General features: G+C 57.6%; 14 protein-coding genes. All 14 read right to left on the minus strand.

Going from position 1 to position 14,165, the window contains the following annotated elements:
• Positions 1-3 precede the first annotated feature (3 nt).
• Positions 4-1,170: a beta-barrel domain-containing protein gene (locus tag AC8GFP_RS05815; protein ID WP_506611179.1), complete on the minus strand. Its 1,167-nt coding sequence runs from the start codon at positions 1,168-1,170 to the stop codon at positions 4-6.
• Entirely contained in the window at positions 1,167-3,278 is a 2,112-nt protein-coding gene (locus AC8GFP_RS05820) for an ATP-binding cassette domain-containing protein (protein ID WP_506611181.1), read from the minus strand. The genes AC8GFP_RS05815 and AC8GFP_RS05820 overlap by 4 nt, the downstream gene beginning before the upstream one ends.
• On the minus strand, positions 3,275-4,513 hold the full coding sequence (locus tag AC8GFP_RS05825) for a TolC family protein (protein ID WP_506611183.1): 1,239 nt from the start codon (positions 4,511-4,513) through the stop codon (positions 3,275-3,277). The genes AC8GFP_RS05820 and AC8GFP_RS05825 overlap by 4 nt, the downstream gene beginning before the upstream one ends.
• A gap of 185 nt (positions 4,514-4,698) precedes the next feature.
• A complete protein-coding gene (accD, locus tag AC8GFP_RS05830) occupies positions 4,699-5,571 on the minus strand; it encodes an acetyl-CoA carboxylase, carboxyltransferase subunit beta (protein ID WP_506611185.1) in 873 nt (290 codons plus the stop codon).
• 28 nt (positions 5,572-5,599) lie between these two features.
• On the minus strand, positions 5,600-6,409 hold the full coding sequence (gene trpA / locus AC8GFP_RS05835) for a tryptophan synthase subunit alpha (protein WP_506611187.1): 810 nt from the start codon (positions 6,407-6,409) through the stop codon (positions 5,600-5,602).
• The gene (gene trpB, locus AC8GFP_RS05840) at positions 6,406-7,689 is read right to left on the minus strand and encodes a tryptophan synthase subunit beta (RefSeq protein WP_506611189.1); all 1,284 of its coding nucleotides are present in this window, start codon (positions 7,687-7,689) and stop codon (positions 6,406-6,408) included. The genes trpA and trpB overlap by 4 nt, the downstream gene beginning before the upstream one ends.
• 44 nt (positions 7,690-7,733) lie before the next feature.
• Complete coding sequence (locus tag AC8GFP_RS05845) at positions 7,734-8,408, minus strand: phosphoribosylanthranilate isomerase (protein ID WP_506611191.1); 675 nt, start codon at positions 8,406-8,408, stop codon at positions 7,734-7,736.
• Complete coding sequence (gene truA, locus AC8GFP_RS05850) at positions 8,405-9,214, minus strand: tRNA pseudouridine(38-40) synthase TruA (RefSeq protein ID WP_506611193.1); 810 nt, start codon at positions 9,212-9,214, stop codon at positions 8,405-8,407. The genes AC8GFP_RS05845 and truA overlap by 4 nt, the downstream gene beginning before the upstream one ends.
• A 5-nt stretch (positions 9,215-9,219) precedes the next feature.
• Entirely contained in the window at positions 9,220-10,797 is a 1,578-nt protein-coding gene (locus AC8GFP_RS05855) for a type IV pilus assembly protein FimV (protein ID WP_506611195.1), read from the minus strand.
• Positions 10,798-10,941: 144 nt separating this feature from the next.
• The gene (gene asd / locus AC8GFP_RS05860) at positions 10,942-12,108 is read right to left on the minus strand and encodes an aspartate-semialdehyde dehydrogenase (protein ID WP_506611197.1); all 1,167 of its coding nucleotides are present in this window, start codon (positions 12,106-12,108) and stop codon (positions 10,942-10,944) included.
• 209 nt (positions 12,109-12,317) lie between these two features.
• Positions 12,318-12,737, minus strand: a complete 420-nt coding sequence (locus AC8GFP_RS05865) for a type II toxin-antitoxin system VapC family toxin (protein ID WP_506611199.1) — start codon at positions 12,735-12,737, stop codon at positions 12,318-12,320.
• On the minus strand, positions 12,734-13,051 hold the full coding sequence (locus AC8GFP_RS05870) for an antitoxin (RefSeq protein WP_506611201.1): 318 nt from the start codon (positions 13,049-13,051) through the stop codon (positions 12,734-12,736). Before AC8GFP_RS05870 ends, AC8GFP_RS05865 begins: the two co-directional genes overlap by 4 nt.
• Before the next feature lie 388 nt (positions 13,052-13,439).
• Entirely contained in the window at positions 13,440-13,766 is a 327-nt protein-coding gene (locus AC8GFP_RS05875) for a type II toxin-antitoxin system PemK/MazF family toxin (protein WP_506611202.1), read from the minus strand.
• Positions 13,763-14,020, minus strand: a complete 258-nt coding sequence (locus AC8GFP_RS05880) for an AbrB/MazE/SpoVT family DNA-binding domain-containing protein (RefSeq protein ID WP_506611203.1) — start codon at positions 14,018-14,020, stop codon at positions 13,763-13,765. The genes AC8GFP_RS05875 and AC8GFP_RS05880 overlap by 4 nt, the downstream gene beginning before the upstream one ends.
• Positions 14,021-14,165 lie beyond the last annotated feature (145 nt).

Here is a 14,165-nt window from a genome sequence, read left to right on the forward strand (position 1 = left end):
CGTTCACCGCTCAGTCATCGCCCCACTGAAGGATTTCACCAAGGGCTTGAGCAAATAGTTCATGACGGTGCGCTCACCCACCATGATGTCCAAGCTGGCAGTCATGCCGGGTTTCACCAATATTTGCGCCGCCTTGGGGTTGCTTTGCTGCGGCAGCACTTTCACCCGCACCCGAAAATACGACATGTTTTGACCATTGGGCGCGGTCTCGTTCAAGGTGTCCGGGCTGATGAATATCAGCTCACCTGTCAAGCCGCCATAGATGCTGGCGTCGAACGCGTCAATCTTCACCTGTGCGGTTTGGCCCATTTGCAGTTGCCCAATGTCGGCGGGGGTCACCTTGCCCTCGATGATCAACTCGTCGCCGGTGGGCGCAATTTGCAAGAGCTCGTCGCCAGGGCGCAGCACACCACCCAAGGTGGTCACGCGCAAATACTTGACGATGCCAGCCATGGGCGCGGTGATGTCGGTGTGCGACAGCACGCTTTCACGCTCAGACAGCTTGTGTTCTTGGCTGGCCAGATCTTCTTCGGTGCGGGTCATGTCGGTGCGGGCTTCTTGCAAATACTTGTTGCGCACCGCCACCATCCGGCCTTCCACCTCGGACACCGCCCGCTTGGAGCGCAGCACATCCACCTCGCTCACATCGCCGCTTTTGAACAGCTTTTGATTCATGTCGAGTTCGCGTTGCGACAACACCAAGCTGTCGTTCAAGGTGTCCAACTCGGCCTTCATGCTGTTCAGGCGTTGTTGGAACAAACCCATTTGCGCCTGCACGATACCGGGGTAGGGGGCAAAGGCTTTGCCAAACTGCGGCACCGTGCCTTGCACCTCGGCTTGCAAGCGCAGCAAGGCGGCCCGCAAGGCCATGATGCGCGAACGCCCTTCATCAAAACCCGCCTGGGCGCGTTCTTTTTCCAGCGTGGCCAAAAGTTGCCCAGCTTTCACACTCTGACCTTCTTGCACATGCAGACCTGAAATGACGCCGCCATCGGCCACCTGAATCACTTGGGTGCGGGCGCTGGAAATCACTTGGCCGGTGGTGCGCACCGCGTGGTTGATTTCAAAGAAAGAAGCCCAAGCCACAAAGGCAGCAAAAGCCAAGATCAACCACCACAGCAAGGCGGATGAGGGTTTGCGGGCATCGTCTTCCCAATGGTTCAGGTTCATGCTTTGGCCCCTGGATTCGTGGGCGTGGGATTGTTCAAACGTGCCAACACCTCGTCGCGGGGCCCATCCAGCACCACCTGGTGTTGCGCCACCACAATGAGTCGGTTCACCAGCACCAGCAACTCGGGCTTGTGGGTCACCACCACCAAGGTGTGCTGCGGCTGCAAACTTTGGCGCAGGCTTTGCAACACCACGCCCTCGGTTTGTCGGTCCATCGAGGCCGTGGGTTCATCCAACAACCACACCGTGGGTTCACGCAAATACAAGCGCGTCAAATTCACCAACTGGCGTTGCCCTGCTGACAAGCCTTGGCCGCCTTCGGTGATCTCTTGCATCAAGCCTTTCGGGTGATCGTTGATGACGGTACGTTGCAAACCGGTTTTTTCAGCAGCGGCCAAGATGGCGTCGTCACCCGGGTCCAACAGCCCCAAGATCAGGTTGTCGCGCAAACTCCCTGCAAACAATCGCCCCTCTTGCTGCAAAAAGCCCACGTGCTCGGCCAGCACCGGTTTGCTGATGTGGGCAAGGTCCAGTTGGTCCAACAGCACCCGACCTTCTTGCGGTTTGTACATGCCCGAGAGCAAGCGCAGCAAGGTGGTTTTGCCCGCGCCAATGGGCCCCAAGATGCCCACTTTTTCGCCAGCTTGAATCTGTAATTGCGGGATGACCAGCGCCTTCACCGGGCCGCCATAGGAGACACTGATTTTCTCCAGCTTGTAGCCGCCTTGGATGGTTTCAGGAGTCAGCGGATGTTCCACACCATGGTGGTCGTCCTCGAGTTGCCAGATCCGGTCCAGCGCTTGCAACGAGGCTTTCACAGACGCCCATTGCACCAGTTGTGCGGGGATCATGGCCACGGGTTGCAAGACCCGACCCGACAAAATGGAACAGGCAATCAGGGCACCCACGCTCAGCTCGCCTCGGCTGATCATCAGCGCACCACTGGCCACCAGCAGCACATAGGCCACTTGCTGGAAGAAGGCGGTGAGGTGTTGGTTGCGTTCGGTGATGTCGCGCATTTGCAGTTCTTGGCTGCGGGCATCATCGTTGGTGTGCATCCAACGGCTGAGCATGCGCCAACCGCCTTGGCCCGACTTGATGGTTTCCGCGCCTTCTACGGTTTCCACCAACAAGCCGGTTTTCAGGTTGGCCGAGGCCACACTTTTGCGGGTCAACTCTTCAACCCGCTTGCGGTAAAAAAGCCCCACCGACACCGACACCACCAGGAAACCAAGGGGGATGAGCGCCAAGAAAGGGGTGCCAATGATGCCCAAGAGCAGCAAGAACAGAATGGCAAACGGCGCATCAATCATCAACTGCGAAGTGATCGTCGTGAGGAAACCGCGCACCGACTCGTGGCCACGAAGTTGCGACGCCAAGGTGCCCACACTGCGTGGCAGTTGGTCCAGCCGCAAGCTCAAGAAACGCAAATACACGGCCCGCGACAATCGCTGATCCACGTTGTCAATCAAGTGGGCGTACAAATGCGAGCGCAGGTGCTTGATGGTCAATTCAAACACGGCAGCCACCAACACCCCCAGCGTCAATACCATCAGGGTTTGGCTGGCGCCGGTGGGCACCACGCGGTCGTAGACCTGCATGCTGTAGAAGGACACGGCCAGCGTGATCAGGTTCAGCACCAAACCGGCCAAGGCGGCTTCAGCCAACACCCGCTTGTGGCTCAACAGTTCGCGCTTGACCAATTGATACACCGGGCTGTTGGACGATTCAAAAGGCACTGCCAAAGACAACTTGGCCATGGTGAGGCCTTGCAAATCGTGAAGTGCTTTTTCTTCAAAGCCGCCCTTGTCGGGGTTCAGCACTTCCACCACCCACGCTTGCTGGGCATTCAGGCCGCGCAGCACCAGCCATCCCATTTGGGCGTGGTGCGCCAACAAGGGCATGGCCGATGGGTCGGGTTGTCGCACCCACTTGGGTTGGGGCAGATGCATTCTGTGCGCCAGCTGCTTGAGCAAGGGCCGTGGCTCGGTGTGCAGCTGCGATGCAGATTCCACCGCCTCTTGCAAGGCGTTGCGGTCCAACGGTTGCATTTGCAACTGGGCGATGCGCATCAAGCACACATGAAGCGTGGGGGGCAAGGTGCTCATGGGGAGGTGGTTGCCATGGAAGACAAGCCTTGGGTCAGCAATTGAAGTCGCCATGCAGTCAGGAGTTCAGCGCCGCTGAGTTCAGCCATTTGCACCTCGGCGCTGGCGAGTTCTCGGGCAGCCGTCATCAAGTCGAGCCAAGACTTGCGCCCCGCATTGAATTGACGTCCAAACGACTCGAACACGGTGCGGGCAGAAACCAAGGCCCCGTCTAAAGCGCGGAGTCGCAGTGTGAATGATTGAGCTTGTGCCATCTCGGCCGCCACTTGCTCGCGCACCAAGCGCTCTTGTGATTCCACTTCAGCGGCTGCGGCAGTCAGTTGTTCCGAAGCCGCTTCCAGGTTGCTGAAGTTGGACAGGCCTGCCCCCAGCTTGCTGTTGAAACCGATGAACAGCCTGTTTTCGGGGCTGGCGTTTTTGTAGGCATAGTTGCCCCACTGCCGCTCGGCGCGGATGAACACATCGGGTTGCAAATCAGACTGACGTTCGCTGATGGTCAATTCGGCCAAACGGCGTTGCAACTGCGCACGTCGAACACCTGGATGGTTGGCCAAGGCTTGGTCGGTGAGGCTGGACAAGTCAGTGGGCCATGATGGTGCCTTGGTGCTGTGGGCTTGCAATGAGGCTTGGCTGAGCGTGCTTTGGCCGGTCAACTCCACCAACCGGTTCAAGGCTTGTTGGCGCAGCAGCTCCGCCACCGACTGCTCGGCAGCAGCAGCATCTGCGCGGCCTTGCACCAAGTTCAAGTCGCTGGCAGGTGACACGCCTTCCGCAATCCGGTTGCGGGCCTGCACCAGCAGCAGTTGATGGGTTTCAACGCTGCTTTGATAGGCCTTCACTTTCAAATCAGCAGTGGTCCAATCGGCATAGGCCTGCACCACCCGCAAGGCCAGTTGCAACTGGGTGTCCACGGTGTTGGCCTGGGCCAGGTCCAGGTTGACGCGGGCTTTGTCTTGGTTGCTGGTCAATCGCCCGCCGGTCCACAAAGGTTGCTGCAGACGCAAATAGGTCACTTGCGCATCACCTGCATAGCTCGGATCGTCTTTCGAAGCATTCACGCCTTCCACCGACAGCGAAGGTGTCGGGAAAAACTGCCACTTGGCGGCGTCCACCCCTTTGAGGGCGGCACGCTGCTGGGCCTGTTGGTTGCGCACACTGGGATGGCTGGCGGTGGCCGCTTCCAACAACTGCGGCAGGCTTTGCGACCAAACCGGGTTGCTGAGTAAAAGCGTCAAGCCAAGCAGTCGTCCAGAAAGCCTGAAAAAACGATTCATAGGGTGGGTTGTGAACGTCCTTCGATAGAACGTACATCAAACAAGCGATGCAACCCATTGTGAATTATTAAATTTGATATTGGGCCGCCAAACCCTGAGATAGGGGTAGAGATTGCCGCTATGTGACGGGTTGCCCGCCCTGGGGGTCAGCTCACCGAGTCGGCCGGTTGTTTGGTCAGCATGGCCAAGGTGTTGGCGATGGTTTTGCGCAAATCGCGGCGGTCGCAAATCAGGTCCAGGGCGCCTTTTTCCATCAGGAACTCGGCGCGTTGGAATCCTTCTGGCAAGGTGACGCGCACGGTGCTTTCAATCACGCGCGGACCGGCAAAACCAATGAGCGCTTTGGGCTCGGCGATCACCACATCGCCCATGAAGGCAAAGCCTGCGGACACGCCGCCCATGGTCGGGTCGGTCAAGACGCTGATATAAGGCAGGCCTTTTTGCGCCAATCGGGTGAGGGAAGCATTGGTTTTGGCCATTTGCATGAGCGACAACAAGCCCTCTTGCATGCGGGCACCACCGGTGGCGGTGAAGCAAATGAACGGCACTTTTTGCTCGATCGCGGTGTGCACGCCGCGCACAAAACGTTCGCCGACCACCGAGCCCATCGAGCCGCCCATGAAGTCGAATTCAAAGCAAGCGGCCACCACATTGATGTTGTGCACCGCGCCGCCCATCACCACCAAGGCGTCGGTCTCGCCGGTGTTTTCCAGGGCTTCTTTCAGGCGTTCGGGGTATTTGCGGCTGTCCTTGAATTTCAAGGGGTCCATCGGCAGGACTTCTTGGCCAATCTCGTAGCGGCCTTCCGGGTCCAAGAACGCATCCAAGCGGGCCCGCGCTGAAATGCGGTGGTGGTGGCTGCACTTGGGGCAAACGTTTTGGTTTTCCTGCAAATCGTTTTTATAAAGCACGGTTTCGCAACTGGGGCATTTCACCCAGACGCCTTCGGGCACGGTGCGGCGGTCCGCAGGGTCCGAGGGTTGGATCTTGGAAGGCAGCAGTTTTTCAAGCCAGCTCATGGGTTGTCTCCAGGAAAAGCAGAGGGGATTATGCGTCCAGCGCTTGGCGGATACCGCGCATGAAGTCGCGGGCGGCGGCAGGGGCTTCACCTTGGTTGGCGGCCTTGACGAGTTGAATCAATTTGCTGCCAATCACCACCGCGTCAGCCACTTTGCCAATGGTTTGGGCGGTGGCGGCGTCGCGGATGCCAAAGCCCACACCCACGGGAATGTGCACATGCTGCCGAATGCGCGGCAACATGGCTTCCACCTCGTCGGTGTTGAGTGCGCCCGAGCCGGTGACGCCCTTGAGTGACACGTAATACACATAGCCGCTGGCCACCGCAGCCACTTGCTGCATGCGCTGGTCGGTGCTGGTGGGGGCCAGCAAAAAAATCAGGTCCATCTGGTGCGCCTTCAAGGCAGCGGCAAAGTCCACGCATTCCTCGGGCGGATAGTCCACCACCAGCACACCGTCCACACCCGCAGTGGCAGCGTCTTTCACAAAGCCATGCTCGCCGTGCACCAGGTTGTAGCTCTCCACCGGGTTGGCATAGCCCATCAACACCACGGGGGTATGGGTGTCGGTGGCGCGAAACTGTCGCACCATGGCCAACACCTCGGTCATGCCCACATGGTGGCGCAGCGCCTCTTCACCGGCTTCTTGAATCACCGGGCCGTCGGCCATGGGGTCGCTGAACGGCACGCCCAGTTCGATGATGTCGGCACCCCCTTCCACCAGCGCTTGCATCAGCGCCAAGGTGTGGTTGGGGTGCGGAAAACCGGCCATCAAATACGGAATGAGGGCTTTGCGACCTTGGCTTTTCAGCGCGGCCATGACAGGGGTGATGCGGCTCATGCGTGTGCCCCTTTGAGCTGCGACAGTGAAATGGTGGTGTCGCCTTTGACCGATTGGCCTTGGCAGCTGGGGCGGCAGAAGAAGTCCGCGTTGCTGAGGTCGGCCACGGTGCCAATGTCTTTGTCGCCTCGGCCTGACAGGTTGACCAAAATCGACTGCGTGGGCTTCATGGTTTTGGCCAGCTTCATGGCGTGGGCCACCGCATGGCTGGACTCCAGCGCCGGGATGATGCCTTCGGTGCGGCACAAATAGTGAAAGGCTTCCAGCGCTTCTGTGTCGGTGATGCCAACATATTCCGCCCGGCCAATGTCTTTCAAAAACGCATGCTCGGGGCCAACGCCGGGGTAATCCAGGCCCGCACTCACCGAATGGGTTTCGGTGATTTGGCCGTTGGCGTCTTGCAGCACATAGGTGCGGTTGCCGTGCAACACCCCGGGCACGCCGCGTTGCAATGAGCACGAGTGTTTGTCGGTGTCCATGCCTTCACCAGCGGCTTCCACGCCAATCAATCGTGTGTTGTCAAATGGAATATAGGGATAAAAAATGCCCATGGCATTGGAGCCGCCGCCCACGCAAGCCAGCACCGCATCGGGTTGCAGGCCGTTGTGCATGTTGGGCATTTGGGCGATGCATTCTTCGCCAATCACGCTTTGGAAATCGCGCACCATCATCGGGTAGGGGTGTGGTCCAGCCACGGTGCCGATGATGTAGAAGGTGTTGTCCACGTTGGCCACCCAGTCGCGCATGGCCTCGTTCAAAGCGTCTTTCAGGGTGCGGCTGCCGCTGTTCACGGGCACAACGGTCGCGCCCAACAGCTTCATGCGGTAGACGTTGGGGCTTTGGCGCTTCACGTCTTCGCTGCCCATGTACACCACGCATTCCAAACCATAGCGGGCGCAGATGGTGGCGGTGGCAACACCGTGTTGACCCGCGCCGGTTTCGGCAATCACACGTGGCTTGCCCATGCGCTTGGCCAGCATCGCTTGGCCAATCGTGTTGTTGATCTTGTGGGCACCGGTGTGGTTCAAGTCTTCGCGCTTCAAATAAATTTGGGCGCCGCCCATTTCACGGCTCATGCGGGCTGCGTGGTAAATGGGCGAAGGGCGACCGACAAAGTGCGCAAGTTCGCTTTTGAACTCGGCGATGAACTCGGGGTCGTGCTGGTACTTGGCGTAGGCGGCTTTCAGCTCTTCAATCGCATGGGTCAGGGTTTCGCTGATAAAGCTGCCGCCGTATTTGCCAAAGTGGCCACTGAAATCGGGTTGTTGGTAGGTAGACATGGGGCTGATCCCTTGGGGGCTGGGGCTGCAGCTGCAGCCAAAAATCAAGAGGCAAGCGACGTGTTGCGCACGGCTGCCACGAAGGCGCGGATTTTGTCGTGGTCTTTGATGCCCTTGGCGCTTTCCACGCCCGAGCTCACATCAACCGCCAACGAGCGTCCGCGCGAATGCACGGCCCGGATGCCGTCGGCCACGTTTGCAGGTGTGAGTCCACCAGACAAAACGAGGTGAGCATTGACGTTTGTTGGAAGCTGTGACCAATTGAATGTGCTGCCACTGCCACCATACGCATCGACCAGGGTGTCGAGCAACAGGGCATCGGCTTGCGAGTAGTTGAGCGCGTAGTTTACGAGGTCAAAAGCCGCTGCGCCCTGCGGGGTTTCCTTGGGTATCCGGGCGGCTCGCAACCAGCGCCGCCCCAGCTTTTGGGCCACTTTTTGGCAAAAATCGGGGGTTTCATCGCCATGAAACTGCAGCCAAGCGCCGGGCACCAGGGCGGCTGCATGGGTGAGTTCAGCCTCCGTGGCGTTCACAAACAGCAGGACCGGCGTCACAAAGGCGGGCAACATTTTGGCCAGTTCGGCGGCGTGTTCCGCCGTCACATGGCGGGGGCTGGGGGCATACAGCACAAAGCCCACCGCGTTGGCACCTGCCTGCACAGCGGCTGCAACGTCTTGGGCGCGGGTCAGGCCGCAAATTTTGATGGGGATCTGGGTCATGGTGATTGGCCGGGTAGCCAATCATAAGAGGGCGTGAAGGCGGGGATGGCCCACTTGGGGTCGTAGACCGGGCCTGCGAAATACAAGCCATCGGGTGAAAAAGTAGGTGCGGCCGCTTTGCGATCCCGCGCTTGCAGCACGTCCAGCATCCAGTCTGGCTCTTGCAGACCTTGGCCAATGGCCACAAAACAGCCCATCAGGTTGCGGATCATGTGGTGCAAAAACGCGTTGGCTTCAAAGTCAAAGCGCCAATAAGCGCTGCCGTCTTGGCGGCCCACGCGTTGAATGTCAATGCGCAAGATGTTTTTCACAGGGCTCAAGGCCTGGCAACTGGAGGCGCGAAACGAGGTGAAATCATGCTCGCCCACCAGATGCAAGGCGGCAGCTTGCAGCGGGGCCAGTTGCATGGGCCGGTAGACCCAACCGACACGACCTGCTTCGAGGCTGGGGCGCACCGGCGACGCCAGCACCAAGTAGGTGTAGCGGCGGGACAAGGCGCTGCCCCTGGCGTGGAAATCTGTGGGGACTTCATGCGCCCATTGCACCGCAATGTCGTGGGGCAAGTAAGCGTTGGTGCCGCGCACCCAGGAATTCAAATCGCGTTCGACGGTGGTGTCGAAATGCACCACTTGGCGCAGGCCATGCACGCCTGAATCGGTGCGGCCGGCGCACAAGGTGCCGATCTTGTGACCGGCAAATTCGAGGAGGGCTTTTTCGAGGTGGTCTTGAACCGTCAGACCCGAGGCTTGGCTTTGCCAACCTTCGTAGGCGCAGCCCAAATAGCTCAGGCCCAGCGCCAAACGCATGCCGCTCAAGCCCGTTCGGTCAGCCAGCGCATGGCACGGTCGCGGGTTTCACCGTGGGTTTGATCGGCCACTTCTTGCGCCAAGGCACGGCCAGTTTGTTTTTGGCCCAATTTCCAAAGTTCATCAGCCAATTCCAAGCGCACTTTGAACGGATCTTCGCCCATGTGTGCGTTGTCATGCATGGCCATGTGCGGTGCGCGACTGGCGGCGCTGGTGGGTTGAATCACTTGAAAAGGCGCTGCGTTGCTGTGGCTTGGCGAAGCCGTTGGGGAGGGTGCTGCAGTAGGCGCGGCTGGTGGCAAATTGCCATGCGCAGGGTGCTGAGGCAAGTCCAAATCAAAGTCCAAGTTCAAACCAGCATGGCCTTGGGCGCTTGGCTCCTGCATGAAGTCCATTTCATTGGCTTCATCTTCTTGGCGTGCTTTTGCAGATGACCGGCGTTCACGCATCAAGGAGAAAGCCACCAACGCAGCGGCCAACAGGGCCAAGGCCCCAATCAGCTCGAAAGCATGACGCTTGACCCACACCATGGCGGCTTGATATTGGGCTTCAAAGCCACTGAAATCAGGGCCCGTGCCTTCTTCTGCATTGGTTGCAGCTTTTGAAATGGCTTCGAGTTCGCTGGCATTTTTAGCCAACTCTTCATTGCGCTTGGCGGTCTGCTCAGCTTCGAGTTGTTTGCTGGCCTGATCAGTATCCGTCGTTCCGGGTTTGCTGAGTGTCAACTGATCGCTGGGAGCAGGGCTGTTGGAATTGACTTGGGCGGTGACATTGCCGCTGGCTTCACGTTGGTTGGAGTCCGCCAATTTGGTGCCAGGAGCGGCACTGGCCAATTGCGCGCGGTAGGCGTCGAAATCTTGGGCTTGCAAGCGGATGCTTTGACGCGCTTCTTGACGATCAACTTGGCTGGCTTCCTCGGGGCTGGGCAAGGTGACCAACACGCCAGCTTTCAGGCGGTTGACGTTGTTGTCGACAAAAGCTTTGGGGTTGTTGCGCAACATGGTGACCAGCAATTGGTCCAGCGACACATTGTCGGTGTCTGTGGCCAAAATCAAGCCACTGGCGGTGTCGCCGCGCTGCACCTCAATGCTTTTACCCGCTTCGGGCAAAGCCGTGGCAGCTTCGCTGCGTTTGGCCACTGGCGCAGGGTCTTTGGGCAGCGGGGCAGGCCGTGGTGCATTGATTGCTGGTGCTGGCGCAGGTTCAGCGGCCACCAAGCCTTTGGGTGTGTTGTTCAGTGTGCCACTCAGCGGGAAGCCAATATTGCGAAAAGACCGACCGGTGGCCCAACGGAACTCGAGCAGCACATCCACATAAGGCGAGACCAGCGGCTCTGTGCCCAACATCTGCAACACATACACATCGTCGCTGCGTTTGCTCAAGGTGAGAGTGATATTGTCTAAACCTGCAACACGATTGATTTTGGCGGTTTGGTAAACCGTTTCATCGGCCAAGACGGCTTGAAAGTCTTGGGCTTCTTGCGCATTCAAATCACTGATTTGCACCTCAAGCTTGAGTGGCTGGCCCAACTGAGATTGCAGAACGGGTTGACCCAGTTGCAAAGCCTGGGCTTGTGAACTCATCAAGACTGATAAAGCCACCACAATGCCGCGCAAAGAAGATGTTGGAGTGTTCAAGTGAAGCATAAAGAATGATTCTCGTGCTATTTATGAAGCCTTCATCATAATCTACTTTAACTTCGGGAGCCAAGAGGTTCCCGATGTTTTTTACGAATCCAACAAAATTTGCAACATTCTGCGCAAAGGTTCAGCCGCACCCCACAAAAGCTGATCGCCAATCGTGAAAGCGCCCAGGTACTCGGGTCCGAAATTCAGCTTGCGCAAACGTCCCACGGGAATGGTCATGCTGCCTGTGACCGCCACGGGCGTCAGGTGCTGCATGGTGTCTTCACGGTTGTTGGCAACCACTTTCACCCACTCGTTGTCGGCGGCAATCATGGCTTTAATATCAGCCAATGGCACGTTTTTCTTGAGTTTGAAGGTCAGCGCTTGGCTGTGACAGCGCATGGCACCCACGCGGACACAAAAACCATCAACCGGCACGGCAGGCGTGTTGAATCCGGCACCTTGACCCAAAATTTTGTTGGTTTCAGCCATGCCTTTCCATTCTTCGCGGCTCATGCCCCAGAACTCGTCACCGGCATGTTTGCCCGCGCCCAGGTCTTTGTCGATCCAAGGAATGAGCGAGCCGCCCAAGGGAACGCCAAAGTTGGCGGTTTCTGTGGCGGAAAGCGCACGTTGCTTGGCAATGACTTTGCGGTCGATTTCCAAAATAGCGCTTTTCGGGTCGTCCAACAAGGATTTCACTTCGCCATAGATCGTGCCAAATTGAGTGATGAGCTCACGCATGTGGGCCGCACCACCGCCTGAAGCGGCTTGGTAGGTTTGAGTGCTCATCCACTCCACCAAACCGGCTTTGTACAAAGCGCCCACGCCCATCAACATGCAACTGACGGTGCAATTGCCACCCACCCAGTTGTTGCCGCCGTGTGCCAAGGCGTTTTTGATGACCGGCATGTTGACCGGGTCCAAGATGATGACGGCGTCGTCTTTCATGCGCAGGGTGGAGGCGGCGTCAATCCAGTGGCCGTTCCAACCTGCAGCGCGCAATTTTGGAAACACCTCGGCGGTGTAGTCGCCACCTTGGCAAGTGAGGATGATGTCGCAGGCCTTCAGTGCGTCGATGTTGTGGGCGTCCAGCAGCTTGGTTTCATTTTTGGCCATGGCAGGCGCTGCGCCACCCGTGTTGGATGTGGTGAAGAAGACGGGTTCAATGCGAGCAAAATCGTTTTCGGTTTGCATGCGGTCCATCAGGACCGAACCGACCATGCCTCGCCAACCGACGAGACCGACGCGGTTTCCAATTTTTTTCATTTTTCTGCCCTTTCAATCAAAGTGTTTTTGACCCCCAGCTCGTCTGGCCGGGGAGGGCACGACGAACCAGAGCTGTTCAGCCCTTGGTGGTGGTCGTTGTGATGGAGACGGTGCGCACCTTCACACCCAGCGAGGCGCTGGTGGAGGCTGTCATCAAAAAGGATGCGGTGCATTTCATGGGTAGCTATTCTAGCCGCTAGAAAACGGCGCTATGCAAGCCAGTTTTCGACGACCAAGTCAGGCAGGCGTTTGAACGCCAAATCTGCAGACACCAATGTGGCCTTCATCGATAGCGCATGGGCGGCAATCAACAAGTCGTTCGGGCCCATGGGTTGGCCTTGTTGCTCAAGTGAAAACCGAAGCTTGGCGTAGAACGCCGATACCTCAGGTGTGAGCGGGCATATCTCGAGAGACGCCATGGCAGCCTCGAAACGCAAAGACCACTGCGGGTTGCTGCGTCGTTGCAAACCAAACCGCAACTCGCAATCGACCACCACGCTGGTGCACAGTTGCACGCTCGCGCCTTGTGTGGCGAATTGAAACACGCGTTGAGCGGCCACGCCTTGCGGGTAGCGCATCATGTGCGAAATGATGTTGGTGTCGAGCAAGTAGGTGGTGGCAGCGCTCATGCGGGGTCGTCGAAACGAACGTCATCGAGGGGCAGCAAACCGGCGTCCACATCGGGAAAATCGTCTGTCAGCGGTGTCCAGTTGGCCATGGTTTGCAAGGCTTGCGCCAAAGCTGCTGGGCTGCCCCGTTCGGGCTCGGTGATGATGGCTTCCAGCACCAGCTTGTTGCCATCCCGGTAGAGCAGGGCTTCTTTGCCGGGTAGCTCAAATTCTTTGGGGATGCGAATGGCTTGGTTGGCGCCGTTGCGAAACAAACTGACTTGCCGAGGCTTGCCAATGATGTAGCTGGCGCTGATGTCTTGGGCTTTGTTCACAGGGCCTCCTGGGAAGCTAAGAGGGGGTTAGTTTAACATATGCTTTACATATGCCGAAAGGCGGATGCTCTATTTTTTTGAACACATAATAGCTGTATGAGAATAAATTACAAATTCTTTAAAACTATATATGGCTGCTTGCTTGCCAGCTGTTTGCTGCCTGCACTTGCCGTGGCACCCCCTCGGTATTTGGCGGTCAAAGATTTCAAAAGCTGCTTGGCACAACAAGACCAAGGCAGTTTCAGCGTCTGGTGTGTGCCCGCCCACAAGCCCAAGGCCTGCCCCAAAGCCAGCTGGAAACAGCTGAAAGCTTTGCAAAAGAAGGGGGAGATGGGGGCATGTCACCCCCCCCACACTCAGCACCAGCAACAACCGCGGTACCCCAGGCTCACTGAAAAATAGGGTTCAGCCGGGCCAGCACTTCATCCATCAGATCTACCGGCAGGGTGTCCACCTTGCGGGCGTGTCGTGTGGTCAAGTCCAGCACACGGGGTTGGTCACAGCGCACGACGCCAGTGGTTTTGATGCCGTTCAGGGTCACGGCAAAACCTATGCGGCGTGCAAAGTCACCGCCATTGGTGATGGGACAGACCACGGGCAATTGAGTCGCCATATTGAAGGCCGTAGCAGATACCACCAAAACTGGCCGACTACCGCGTTGTTCTCGGCCTTCGGTAGGGTCGAGTGAGACCATATAAATATCGCCGCGCTTCACAGCAATTCACGACCAATTGCAGGTGAATCCAGCCACTCTCGGTCGGGTGGCGCAGGTGCTACTGCATCTTCAGCCGGTGCCAACAGTTCTTTCAAGCTATAGCGCGGCTTGACTTGGGGTTGAACCACCAAATGCCCATCGGACACCGATAAACCGACCGCTGCACCTGCTTGGAGGTTCAATTGCTCAAGAACGGCTGGCGGTACGGCCAGCATGACTGAGCCGCCGACTTTGCGTAGATTGGTGGTGAGCATGTCATTTCTCCTTCATCACTATGTTATCTATAAATATAATATTTAGAAAGGCCATTCAAAAAAATTAGCATTATCCGAAAAATATTATACTTATTTATTCATTAAATTTTTCGATACATTAAAAATGAACATAAATTATGATCTG

Origin of the sequence: Limnohabitans simekii (SeqCode), from assembly GCF_965234735.1 — a bacterium.
GTDB classification, from domain to species: Bacteria; Pseudomonadota; Gammaproteobacteria; order Burkholderiales; family Burkholderiaceae_C; genus Limnohabitans; species Limnohabitans simekii.

Excerpts from the sequence above, each read along its gene's own strand:
- AC8GFP_RS05815 (WP_506611179.1), bottom strand. The coding sequence starts at position 1,170 with ATGAACCTGAACCATTGGGAAGACGATGCCCGCAAACCCTCATCCGCC.
- AC8GFP_RS05820 (WP_506611181.1), bottom strand. The coding sequence starts at position 3,278 with ATGAGCACCTTGCCCCCCACGCTTCATGTGTGCTTGATGCGCATCGCC.
- accD (WP_506611185.1), bottom strand. The coding sequence starts at position 5,571 with ATGAGCTGGCTTGAAAAACTGCTGCCTTCCAAGATCCAACCCTCGGAC.
- trpA (WP_506611187.1), bottom strand. The coding sequence starts at position 6,409 with ATGAGCCGCATCACCCCTGTCATGGCCGCGCTGAAAAGCCAAGGTCGC.
- trpB (WP_506611189.1), bottom strand. The coding sequence starts at position 7,689 with ATGTCTACCTACCAACAACCCGATTTCAGTGGCCACTTTGGCAAATAC.
- AC8GFP_RS05845 (WP_506611191.1), bottom strand. The coding sequence starts at position 8,408 with ATGACCCAGATCCCCATCAAAATTTGCGGCCTGACCCGCGCCCAAGAC.
- truA (WP_506611193.1), bottom strand. The coding sequence starts at position 9,214 with ATGCGTTTGGCGCTGGGCCTGAGCTATTTGGGCTGCGCCTACGAAGGT.
- AC8GFP_RS05855 (WP_506611195.1), bottom strand. The coding sequence starts at position 10,797 with ATGAGTTCACAAGCCCAGGCTTTGCAACTGGGTCAACCCGTTCTGCAA.
- asd (WP_506611197.1), bottom strand. The coding sequence starts at position 12,108 with ATGAAAAAAATTGGAAACCGCGTCGGTCTCGTCGGTTGGCGAGGCATG.
- AC8GFP_RS05865 (WP_506611199.1), bottom strand. The coding sequence starts at position 12,737 with ATGAGCGCTGCCACCACCTACTTGCTCGACACCAACATCATTTCGCAC.
- AC8GFP_RS05880 (WP_506611203.1), bottom strand. The coding sequence starts at position 14,020 with ATGCTCACCACCAATCTACGCAAAGTCGGCGGCTCAGTCATGCTGGCC.